Source organism: Phytoactinopolyspora endophytica (assembly GCF_004138495.1).
Classification (GTDB): domain Bacteria; phylum Actinomycetota; class Actinomycetes; order Jiangellales; family Jiangellaceae; genus Phytoactinopolyspora; species Phytoactinopolyspora endophytica.
The window spans coordinates 148,621-149,549 of the sequence record NZ_ML142859.1 but is presented as its reverse complement, the minus strand read 5'-3'; the positions used below and the strand labels follow the sequence as shown (position 1 = coordinate 149,549).

The window sequence follows — 929 nt, the reverse complement described above, 5'->3', positions numbered from 1 at the left end:
GCTCCTGGCCGGACCAGGACCACGTCGCCGACCGCGAGGTCGGCGATCTTCACTGTCTCCACATCACCGCTGTCGGTGACCCGGTCGGCCTCGTCCGGCAACAGCTCCGCCAGCGCCGCCAGCGCGCCCTGCGCCTGGCCGATGGCACGCATCTCCATCCAGTGGCCGAGCAGCATGATGACGATCAGCAGCGACAGCTCCCACCACACCTCGACGTCGAACCAGTCCAGGGTGGCGGTCCAGCTCGCCACGAACGCCACAGTGATCGCCATTCCGATCAGGAGCATCATGCCCGGCTGACGGCTTCTCGCCTCAGCCACGGCACCGACGACGAACGGCCAGCCGCCGTAGAAGAAGATGACGGTGCCCAGCACCGGCCCGACCCAGTCCATCCCGGCGAAGTCCAGCTCATAGCCGAACCAGTCCATGATCATGTGGCTGGTGAACACCACGGGGATGGACAGGATCAGGCTCAGCCAGAACCGGTCCCGGAACATCGCGGGCGAATGACCGGCGTGTTTGTCGTGACCACCATGTCCGCCGTGACCACCGTGCTGGCCGTGGCCGGCGTCGTGCTCACCACCGGCGCCATGGCCGCCGTGGGCGATCTCATCCCGATCGCCGGCCGCATCGTGACGGTGCTCGGCCGTCTCGGCGCCGTGTGCGTGCGCATCGTGCTCGGACATGTCGCACCTCCGCGTTCATTGATACCCCGTACGGGTATAAATGAACAGCGAAACACACGAGAAATTCCCGCGGCCTACGTCTTCTTGAGCGTGAGTGGCGTCTCACCGCCCTGAGGGCGTGCCTATCCGGCACTGAGACTCAAGAAGTCACCACGCAGCCGAGCGCCGACACACGTGCGGCCCTCACCAGCTGGTCGGGACCGGCATCCCCTCGGTGAATCCGGCCGCGGTCTGCAATCCGAC

The 929-nt window shown here is 66.3% G+C and carries 1 pseudogene; it reads right to left on the bottom strand.

From position 1 onward, the window contains the following. Positions 1–686, bottom strand: a pseudogene (locus ELR45_RS41235) (heavy metal translocating P-type ATPase); the annotation flags it as partial. Between the last annotated feature and the right edge of the window lie 243 nt (positions 687–929).